The sequence below is a fragment of the Bacteroides sp. OM05-10AA genome (assembly GCF_003439055.1).
In the GTDB taxonomy this organism is placed as follows: domain Bacteria; phylum Bacteroidota; class Bacteroidia; order Bacteroidales; family Bacteroidaceae; genus Bacteroides; species Bacteroides intestinigallinarum.
This window is the reverse complement of sequence record NZ_QSUR01000027.1, coordinates 25681-37107: the sequence shown is the minus strand read 5'-3', so window position 1 is coordinate 37107 and position 11427 is coordinate 25681. Positions and strand designations below refer to the sequence as shown.

At 42.3% G+C, this 11427-nt stretch carries 6 protein-coding genes; 3 read left to right on the top strand and 3 right to left on the bottom strand.

Annotated elements, in window-relative coordinates:
• The first annotated feature begins 71 nt into the window (after positions 1-71).
• Complete coding sequence (locus DXB58_RS19140) at positions 72-1475, top strand: glucoamylase family protein (protein ID WP_122137946.1); 1404 nt, start codon at positions 72-74, stop codon at positions 1473-1475.
• 27 nt (positions 1476-1502) lie between these two features.
• Here the strand turns inward: DXB58_RS19140 and DXB58_RS19135 are convergent, their stop codons facing one another.
• Entirely contained in the window at positions 1503-4061 is a 2559-nt protein-coding gene (locus DXB58_RS19135) for an outer membrane beta-barrel family protein (RefSeq protein ID WP_122137908.1), read from the bottom strand.
• 197 nt (positions 4062-4258) lie between these two features.
• On the bottom strand, positions 4259-4735 hold the full coding sequence (locus DXB58_RS19130) for a hypothetical protein (protein ID WP_122137907.1): 477 nt from the start codon (positions 4733-4735) through the stop codon (positions 4259-4261).
• 1088 nt (positions 4736-5823) lie between these two features.
• On the opposite strand from DXB58_RS19130, the gene DXB58_RS19120 reads away from it, so the two are divergent.
• On the top strand, positions 5824-7935 hold the full coding sequence (locus DXB58_RS19120) for a BT4734/BF3469 family protein (protein WP_122137906.1): 2112 nt from the start codon (positions 5824-5826) through the stop codon (positions 7933-7935).
• A 153-nt stretch (positions 7936-8088) separates the two neighbouring features.
• Here DXB58_RS19120 and DXB58_RS19115 read toward each other — a convergent pair whose 3' ends face one another.
• On the bottom strand, positions 8089-9654 hold the full coding sequence (locus DXB58_RS19115; protein WP_122137905.1) for an ATP-binding protein: 1566 nt from the start codon (positions 9652-9654) through the stop codon (positions 8089-8091).
• Between the two features lie 189 nt (positions 9655-9843).
• Here DXB58_RS19115 and DXB58_RS19110 point away from each other — a divergent pair, with 189 nt between their 5' ends.
• On the top strand, positions 9844-11397 hold the full coding sequence (locus DXB58_RS19110; RefSeq protein WP_122137904.1) for an ATP-binding protein: 1554 nt from the start codon (positions 9844-9846) through the stop codon (positions 11395-11397).
• The last annotated feature ends 30 nt before the right edge of the window (positions 11398-11427 follow it).

The following is an 11427-nucleotide window of genomic DNA, read 5'->3' as shown; positions in this document are numbered from 1 at the left end:
TGTAACCACAATTCCTAAAACCGTGAAATCCGTGTAATCCGTGCCTAATCCAATAAATTATGACCTTGATTATGAACAATAAATATAAAAGAATCGCAGCGATGAGCGCACTTCCGCTCATATTACTGTTTCTATCCGCCATCACTCTGACTTTCCAGAGCTGTAAAGGGAAAAGCAAGAATGACAACCTTACTGCCGCCACCGACTCCCTGTCGGACGACGCCCTGATGGACACCGTTCAGCGACGGACTTTCCTCTATTTCTGGGAAGGTGCCGAACCGAATAGCGGTCTGGCTCCCGAACGGTATCATGTGGACGGCGTATATCCTGAAAACGATGCCAATGTAGTCACTTCCGGCGGCAGCGGTTTCGGCATCATGGCTATCCTTGCGGGAATCGACCGCGGCTACGTCACCCGCGAAGAGGGACGGGCACGGATGGAACGCATCGTTTCTTTCCTCGAAAAAGCAGACCGTTTCCACGGAGCCTACCCCCACTGGTGGTATGGTGACACCGGAAAGGTGAAACCGTTTGGCCAGAAAGACAATGGAGGCGACCTGGTAGAGACAGCTTTCCTCATACAAGGTCTGCTTGCCGTACACCAATATTACGTCAACGGAAATGAGAAAGAGAAAGCACTCGCTCAACGTATCGACCGGATTTGGCGGGATGTCGACTGGAACTGGTACCGGAAAGGCGGGCAAAATGTCCTCTACTGGCATTGGAGTCCGACGTATGGCTGGGAAATGGATTTCCCCGTACACGGTTACAACGAATGTATGATTATGTATATTCTTGCCGCCGCTTCTCCTACACATGGAGTACCTGCCGCTGTTTATCATGACGGTTGGGCACAGAACGGAGCCATCGTCTCTCCCCATAAAGTAGAAGGAATCGAATTGCATCTCCGCTATCAGGGCACGGAAGCCGGACCGCTTTTCTGGGCTCAATATTCTTTCCTCGGACTTGATCCGGTGGGATTGAAAGATGAATACTGCCCCAGCTACTTCCACGAAATGCGCAACCTGACATTAGTCAACCGTGCTTACTGCATCCGCAACCCCAAACATTACAAAGGTTTCGGACCGGATTGTTGGGGACTGACTGCCAGCTACTCCGTTGATGGATATGCAGCTCATTCACCCAACGAGCAGGACGACAAAGGAGTCATCTCCCCTACCGCCGCACTTTCATCGATTGTCTATACACCGGAGTATTCCATGCAAGTAATGCGCCATTTGTATGGTATGGGAGATAAAGTGTTCGGTCCTTTCGGATTCTATGATGCTTTCAGCGAAACGGATAATTGGTATCCGCAACGGTATCTGGCTATCGATCAGGGACCTATCGCTGTAATGATCGAAAATTACCGGACAGGGTTGTTATGGAACCTTTTCATGAGCCATCCTGACGTACAAGCCGGATTGACCAAACTTGGTTTTAACACCAACAAGCAAGATGTGAGACAGAAATAAGTGGGAACCACGGTGCGTGGAAGTGGTCTACTGACCACCTCCGCCACCAGTGTTTCCACCTCCTCCGCCACCTTTCACATCATCATTGTCGATGCTGCGTGCAGCTTTCTTCACACTGGCTTTCAACTCTCCAATCCGATAGCTGACGCTAAAGCCGAAATACCGGCTTGGATACTTGCTCGAACTTTTCGAGATAAAGTTGACTCCTTCCGTGTGATTATTGTAAGTTCTGTATTTCTCTACGATATTGCTACAATAAATATTCAAAGAAAGACGTTCCTCTTTCAGGAAAGAACGACTCAATCCCAAGCTATAATAATTATATCCCGAACCCCTTCCCTGCAAACTGATACGCGGTGTACTTCCACCTCCGTTCAAGCTCAAACGGACTTTTCCCGGTAAAGTCTGCTGAATTCCTCCATACGCAGAAGCATTCCATCCATAATTATGCAACTCTTGAGCAGGACTCCGCAAATCACTGTAATTTCCACGCCCATTGATATAAATCCTCGTTTTGGGAGAAGCATTCCAGTTCAAATAAAAATTCAATCCTGTTTCCCGGCTTTTACCGATATTATCATACGTGCTATACAAAGCACCATAAGGAGCTTTATGACCACCTTCAAATATTTCTCCGTCTTTATCGGTTATTAAGCGACTGACTCTTTCAATTCCATTGTTATTGAAAGAATGGCGCAAAGAGAGGTTGATGTTGAACTTGGCCGTGAAACTGCTGTAAGACAAATCAAACGAATGGCTCTTTTCACTCTTCAGGTTCGGATTTCCCTGATTGATAAACATTGGATTCTGATTATCAAAATAAGGATTCAAGTTCCAAATGCCCGGACGCCAGATGCGCATATTATATCCACCGCGGAGGTTTTGCGTCTTGCCTAGTTTTATTCCCAAAGAGACGGAAGGAACCAGATCGCTAAAGTTAGAGTTAAAATTCTCGCCTGCACCGACCAGATACTTCACTTCCTGTATGGTTTGCTCATAACGAAGTCCCGGTTTGAAAGTAAAATCCTTATATTTCAGCGTATATCCGGCATAAGCGGAAATGATATGATTCAGATGGCGGTACTCGCTGCTGCGTTTCTCATTATATGCATAGTTTTCGCTTTCCCCTTCGGCTTCATAAAACCGATTATCACTGGAGTTGCGCCGGAAAATATATTTGGCACCCGTCTCAATCGTATGCAACTTTCCAATCGGAGTGGTATAGTCCACCTGGAAGGTTTGTTCCATCGTATTCGTCTTTCCGTCCGAATGGAAATTCTTCAATGACAGTTCTTTGATGATATCCAGTTTATTCTCATCAGGCTCGATGTCCAGATAAGTATTATAGGAATCATTCGTTTGGGGTTGAGAGTTGATCTTATAAGAAAGGGTAATCATCCGTTCTTTGTTCTTTCGGGAAGTACGTTGATAGTCTATATTTCCGTTGATGGAATACCATGATCCTTTTCCGTGATTGTCCGTTCGATAGCGATATGCAAAATTCTGGCGGTCGGCTCCGTGCATAATCGTATTTCCGTCACTGTTACTCTTGTCATTGCTACCATACATTCCGAAAGCCACAGTCAGCAGCCTCAACGTATCAATCTCGTAACTGGCTTCCAAATTGCCATATTGGAAATTACCCTTCGATTTGGAACTGCTTTCCGACTCCAGGAACTTTTCATTCTCCTTATCAGGTTCATAATTCTCCCGGTAACTGTCGGAATAGCTGCGCGGACTATTATTATAATTATAGTTGTAGTTGGCAGAAACCGTCAGTTTGCCCTGTTTTACCATTGCATAAGTGCCGGCACCTACCCCGTTATTGCTGGCATTTCCTCTGAAAGTAGCCGTATATCCTTCAAATCCGGTACCCACTGTGACGATATTCAGAATACCTCCGATACCTTCCGCATCATATTTAGCTCCCGGTGAAGTAATCACCTCAATATATTTAATCGTATTCGCCGGCATACTTTTCAGCACTTCCTTCGGATTATTGCTCATCATATTGTTGGGCTTTCCATTCACATGAATCTTAAAACTGCTACTGCCGTTCACTTGTACATTGTCTTCTCCATCCACCGTGACCAGAGGAACTTTCCGAAGCATCTCCAATATACTGTTTGATTTTGAATCCGGATCATCTTCAATATTATATTCAATCTTATCCACATCTACCTTTACCAAAGGTTTCTGTGCAACAACCTCCACTCCTTTCAGCACATTATTGGCTTCTGAAGAAATCATCGTTCCCAAATCAATCTCCCTGACCGAAGGTTTTAAAGTGAATTCTTTTACTATAGGCGACTTGCCAATGGAAGAAATCGTGATTATATAACTACCTGCAGCAACATTCAGTTTTTCCTGAAATTTACCATTCGCCCCTGTGACCGCCATCTTTACAGCTTTATCCGGAGCATTTTTGGGAGTTATCTTAATCGTGGCATACGGTTCTCCTTCTTGTGTTAAAGAATCAAGAAGTACTCCTTTGATAGTATAAGAAGGAGCCGTGGATTTTTGTGCCCACCCAGTCATAGATGTAGCGAACACGAATAGCAATAGTAGTAACAGTCTGTGTTTCATGACTAGAAATATTTAGCTTATGTTTATTATACGTGGTATATTCAAAAATGATGCAAATTCAGAGGCCAAAAGTAATTGGTTTATCTACGCTTACGAATTTTTCGGAGTTAAGAATATAAAACGAATGGATAAAATATCTTATTACAGTATATTTCTAGTATATTTAAACATTCCCGTTTAAGGGTAACAAATCTTCTTTATTTGAAATGAAATAAAGATGATATATACCGTTGTATCAGTCGTTTCAGACGCCTCAAGTTAGCGCAGACTCTTCCAATCCAGCAGCCATCGAATTCTTGTTCATATTTCGTGAGTACTTTCTTACAATCCCGGAGCCGGACGTCTTGCCTTTCCATGGCCGATAATATCTCGCTTATCCGGGCAATTTGTTCCCTTTGACACAAGAGTTCTTTATCCTGACAACCGATAATTTCAGCATATAAATTACAGATATTTGCCTTTTCAATACACAGTTCTTCCAATGTATCGATATACTCGGCTGTAATTCGGTCTTTATTCTGAAACAGGAATCCTTCAACACTTTCTTCATCCACAACAGTGATCCCTTCTTCATACGACATAGGAAATCTTTTCATCTCCGCCCAAAGCCAGATAACTTCTTTGTTAATTCCATACTTGGCCGCCGCTTCTTCTACGCTAATCCATTTCGACATAATGCTCTTGTTTTAATGTGTTCCACAATAAAGATTGAATATTATTTTGTTTATGTGACACAACGGGCATCCACGTTCTCTTTATTTCCGACGGGTGGGGAATTGGTTATAGATTCAAAGGATTGCTGAAACCGACCGGATACAAGAAAGACGTGAATGCTGTTGCACCATTATCTCCACTCGAGGTCTTAGCATACCCTATAGAAAGACAATGATAACAACAGACACCCACGCCAATCGTTTATATATAACACATCTTTAACGGATATGTTGATTATAAAGCCGCCAGCGTGGAATATCTGTTGAATCATCTCTCCTCTATATGAAATTGCTAAGTTTCGAGTGGGAGAGACAATACATTACATATTCCATTTAGTAACATATACCGCCTCCTGCTAGTTTCATCACGCTGATGAGCAGAAAGCGTATGACAAAGATATATATATTTTTTTAAATGCAGTGGAAATATGGAAATAAATGCAGGAAGTTATGTATATCCAGCAAGCTCTCTCACATATAAAAATGAAAATCCTCTTTCAACCTATCACCGACTTCCTGAAACTCCCTATTTATAATACTTTCAGCATGGTGACAGGTTGTTATTAACCTATCACCTCATCTATCACCTCTCACCGCCTATTTTTTGAAAAAGCAGATAGCAAACAGTCGTTTTAATAAGGGGTAATTCTTGTTTCAGCATACGATACTCTTATTTCCAAGGCTTGAAACACTTATTTTCCCGGTACGAAACTTTAGTTTCAAAGGCTAGGGAACTTTAGTTTCCTACCGATGAAACCAAAGTTTCTCCATGGTGGAACTAAAGTTTCAAGGCGGGGGATAAGAGTTTCCCGCCTTGAAACCAAGTGTTTTGAGGCATGAAATATTTTTTATCCCGTAATGTGGCATTCTTCCTTTTAGTATATTAATGCGATTAACTCTTTCCACAATAGAATTTTGTGACCACATAAAAGAACAGAATCCCCCATAAAATAAACAATAAATAAGTACGATATAGCTTGGCAGACCGGATAATAAAGCCTACCTTTATGAGCCTTTAATAAAAAGCATAAACAATAATCACTTTTAACATGAAACTTACTTTGATGCGGGACAACGACGGAACATCAACCATGCGGACGTTGGACATAAACCTACAAATAGAAGCGATGAAGCATGAAACGAAAGCCCGCCCGATAAGTAATCTACGGACAAGCATACGTTATGCCTCACCGGACAGTAAACTGGAAGCAGTTCAAAAACTACCCAAAGTTATCCCTGCGGCTAACTTCCGCAAAACAACAAATGGCGCACAAATGACCGGATATAACGGCATTGTACAAATAGAAGTGAATCATCTGGCAAACCGGACGGAAGTAAACCGTATCAAACAAGAGGCAGCAGAACTTACACAGACTTTTGCCGCTTTTATGGGTTCCAGCGGTCATTCCGTAAAAATATGGCTACGCTTCACCCGCCCGGACAAATCACTTCCCAAAGACCGGGAAGAAGCAGAAATATTCCAAGCTCACGCCTACAGAAAAGCCGTCAGCCTTTATCAACCGGCACTCTCCTACTCCATTGAACTGAAAAACCCGACATTGGAGCAATTCTGCCGGCAAACGTGTGATCCGGAACTTTACTATAATCCCGACTCCACCGTCATTTATATGCGTCAGCCACTGGAAATGCCATCGGACACAACCTACAAAGAATCCGTACAAGCAGAAACATCTCCTTTCAAACGGCTGATTCCCGGTTATGACAGCTTTGAAACTTTGTCCGCACTCTTCGAAGCAGCCCTGAACAAGGCTTACCATTCATTAAGCGAACTTCACCCCAACATACACCTACATTCCGACGAAGATCTCAAGCCATTATTGGTCCACCTGGCGGAAAACTGTTTTCAGGCAGGCATACCGGAAGAAGAAACAGCCCGTTGGGCAATCGCTCATTTCTATACCAAGAAGAAAGAATTTCTTATCCGGCAAAACATACAAAACGTATACACAAGAGCAAAAGGATTCGGACAAAAATCACCTTTATCGACAGAGCAAGAATTGGAATTCCGAACAGAAGAGTTTATGCAACGCCGATACGAATTTCGTTACAACACAATGACGACTGTTACGGAATATCGCGAACGGAACACCTTTTGTTTTTGTTTCCGCCCCATCACCAACCGTATACGCAACAGTATTGCCATGAACGCACGCCTGGAAGGCCTCAACCTATGGGACCGGGACGTGATCCGTTACCTCGATTCCGACCGTATTCCGATATTCAGCCCTATTGAGGATTTTCTTTTCGGAGTAGATATCCGTTGGGACGGGCGCGACCGGATTCGTGAACTGGCTTCCCGTGTTCCTTGCAACAACATTCACTGGCCGAATTTATTTTACCGTTGGTTTCTAAATATGGTGGAACACTGGCGTCACACCGATCGCAAGTATGCCAACTGTACAGTGCCATTATTAGTTGGGCCGCAAGCCTATCGAAAATCGACTTTCTGCCGGAGTTTGTTGCCACCGGAATTACAGATATACTATACCGACCGCATTGATTTCAGTAACAAAAGGGATGCCGAACTGGCTCTAAATCGTTTCGCGCTCATTAACATGGACGAGTTCGATCAAAACAGAGTGAGTCAACAGGCTTTCCTGAAGCATATCCTGCAAAAGCCTGTAGTTAATATCCGTCGGCCCCATGGCACAGCCACACAAGAGATGCGCCGTTACGCTTCATTTATAGGAACAAGCAACCACAAGGACTTACTGACTGACACCTCCGGAAGCCGACGTTACATTGTTATCAATGTGACCGCCCCGATTGACTGTTCTCCGATTGATTACGAACAACTTTATGCACAAGCAATGCACGATATTTACAGGGGAGAACGTTACTGGTTCGACACTGAAGATGAAAAGGTTATGACCGAAGCCAATCAGGAATTTCAAGTGATCCCCATTGCGGAGCAGTTATTCCACCAATTTTTCCGGGCTGCTAAAGAAGAGGCGGAAGAATATGAGTTACTTCTTGCTATTGAGATACTGGAACAGGTGCAGCACGACAGTAGAATTCATATATCCGATTGCAATATTATTCAATTCGGGAGAATATTACAAAAGAATCAAGTGCCTTCTATACATACCAAGCGCGGGAATGTTTATAAAGTAGTCCGAATCAAGCCGAAAAGAGAATAATTATACACCTCTTCGTTCAGGTGATAGGTGAAAGATACGGTGATAGGTTAGGGATGACCTATCACCGCTCTGTAAACACGATGAATAAAGAGTTTCAGAACGATGGTGATAGGTTGAAAGAGGAATTGACGAAATCAACAGGGAGAGAAAGAATTATACTTCCTCTACGATTTTCCAATCACCAATGCTTCTTGTCGCAGTATCGAAGTTAACTCCTATTTTTACCACTTTCCGATGATCGGGCTGATAAGGAATAGCATATCCTTTATTGTTTATCTGTTCCAAAGCTTCCTCCGGTGTTCCATCTATCTTAAATTCAAAGACATAAATGGTATCTTGCATCTTTACTACTACGCCCGCCCGTCCGATTGCGCTCTTTACCTCTGCATCTACATACTGCCCCATCAAACGGAACAGCAAATAGAAGATTGTCTGATAATGTTTTTCCTGCTTATTTTCCAAATCATTGGGAATCGAAGCAAAGAAAGATCTGATTCGTTCCAGACATTCGGTCAGTTTTCTGGCACGCAAATCCTTGATAAAAGAGACGACATAGAAGGTATTTTCACGAGCAGGTAAATGTACATAAGCGGGCATAAGAGATTCTATGAATCCTTTCCGCACTTCTTTGTTAGGATAAGCCAGTGTGTAGAGTTGAAACTCCGGATCATATCCCTTGATGGTAAGATAGCCACTCTGATAAAGTACAGGAAGAGGATCGGTAATAACACTTGTTGGTGCATCAAACTGCTCTGCAGTAGCCATAGCACCATCCAACTCGCGAATGTCGAAATTACTCTGCTGCAATATATTTATCAGGAAAGTAGGCGTCCCGGTAGAAAACCAGAAATTGGCATAATTCTTTTGAGCAAATGCATTGAACAGACTGAATGGATTGTAAATATCTTCACAGTTTTTACTAAAATGATATCCGTCATATTGTTGTTTTAGATGCGTACAAGCCTCCTCGTAGGTTTCATTATTAGCCTGCGCCATCATTTCAATATCAGTTTTCAATTGTGTACGTAATTCCCGTTCGGTTATACCACAGATAGCACTATAATCGTCTCTCATACTGATATTCTGCAAATTATTCAATTCACTGAAAATACTCATTTGACTGAACTTACTGATACCTGTCAGGAAAAGAAACCGAAGATATTCTCCTTGCGCTTTCAAGGGACTGAAGAATTTCCGCATTTCTTCACGAAGTTCATTTTGTAGTTCCGGCAAATGGTTACTGTCTAATAAGGGAGCATCGTATTCGTCAATAAGTACTACTACCGGTTTGCCCGTCCGTTCATAAGCACGACGAATCACTCCCCGGAAACGTTCTGCCGGTGTATCTTCCACTTCTTCCTTCCCATAGAGTTTTTCCCAATCATACAGATTCAAGTTCAACTGCCCCACAAGGTCAGAAAGTGCCGTATACTTCGTCATGCTGAAATCAAGATGCAACACCGGATAGGCATTCCACTCTTTCTCCAAACGCTCCATTGCCAAACCTTGAAACAACTCCTTCTTCCCCCGAAAATAAGCATCAAGAGTGGACACCAGCAAACTTTTTCCGAAACGACGGGGACGACTCAAAAAATAAACCTTATTGGTATTAGCCAAACGATAAATCAACTCCGTCTTATCCACATAGACGTTGTTATTATTACGTAAGTCTTCAAAATTCTGTATCCCTATCGGGTATATTCTGAAAGTAGTATCCATAATGCCTATCTTATATAAATGAAATGTAGACAAATATAGGCATTAAAATATAGACTTCAAACAGTACGTACTGTTTTCTACACTTCATTCGGTTAAAAGCAATCATACTTATACTTTCCTCTTTTTAAAAGCGATGAAGTACCCGGAAATTTATTACCTTTGTGTAATTGATTTATAAAACCGGAGTATATGAGCACTAAAATTTATCCCATTGGCATACAGAATTTCGAAAAGATTCGTAATGACGGTTATTTCTATATTGATAAAACGGCATTAATGTATCAAATGATAAAAACCGGTAGTTACTATTTCTTAAGCCGCCCACGCCGCTTCGGGAAAAGCCTGCTCATCTCTACTATGGAAGCCTATTTTCAAGGAAAAAAAGAACTGTTTGCAGGGCTGGCTGTAGAAAAGCTGGAAAAAGACTGGATTAAATATCCGATATTACATCTGGACCTTAATATCGAAAAATATGATGTACCGGAAAGTCTGGATAATATACTCGAAAAATCGTTGACTGCGTGGGAAAAGCTCTATGGTGCCGAGCCATCCGAGCGCTCATTTTCCCTGCGTTTTGCCGGCATCATAGAACGCGCCTGCAAACAGGCAGGGCAGCGTGTAGTTATTTTGGTAGATGAATATGACAAGCCCATGTTACAAGCCATCGGAAATGAAGAATTGCAAAAGCAATTCCGGGATACCTTAAAACCTTTCTACGGAGCACTCAAAACAATGGATGGCTATATAAAGTTTGCATTCTTGACCGGTGTTACCAAGTTCGGCAAAGTCAGTGTGTTTAGCGACTTGAATAATTTGGATGACATATCGATGAGAAAAGATTATGTTGAAATCTGTGGTGTCAGCGATCAGGAGCTTCATGAGAACTTAGATGTCGAACTTCATGAGTTTGCAGAGACGCAAGGTTTGTCGTATGACAAGCTCTGTACAAAACTAAAAGAATATTATGACGGCTATCATTTTACACATAATTCTATCGGCATATATAATCCGTTTAGTCTGCTTAATGCTTTCAAATATAAAGAATTCGGTAGTTATTGGTTTGAGACGGGTACACCTACCTATCTGGTGAAATTACTGAAAAAGCATCATTATGATCTGGAACGGATGGCACACGAAGAAACCGATGCGCAAGTATTGAACAGCATCGACTCCGAATCAACCAATCCGATCCCGGTGATTTATCAAAGCGGATATCTCACTATCAAAGGGTATGATGGAGAATTTGGGATATATCGTTTAGGTTTCCCCAATCGTGAAGTAGAAGAAGGCTTTATTCGTTTTCTGCTTCCTTTTTATGCGAATGTGAATAAGACAGAATCCCCGTTTGAGATTCAAAAGTTTGTCCATGGAGTGCGTTCCGGAGACTATGATTCTTTCTTCCGCCGCCTTCAGAGTTTCTTCGCCGATACGACTTACGAAGTTATCCGAGATCAGGAATTACATTATGAGAACGTGCTTTTCATTGTTTTCAAATTGGTTGGTTTCTACACCAAAGTGGAATACCACACCAATAACGGACGCATAGATCTCGTTCTGCAGACAGACAAATTCATTTATATTATGGAATTCAAGCTAAACGGAACAGCAGAAGAGGCTTTGCAGCAGATTAACGACAAATGCTATGCGCTGCCTTTCGAAGCGGATGGGCGGAAACTATTCAAGATAGGGATTAACTTCAGTGAGAAAACCCGTAATATCGAAAAATGGGTGGTAGAATCCTGAAGTATACCCCGCCTTGAAAAAAATGTTATC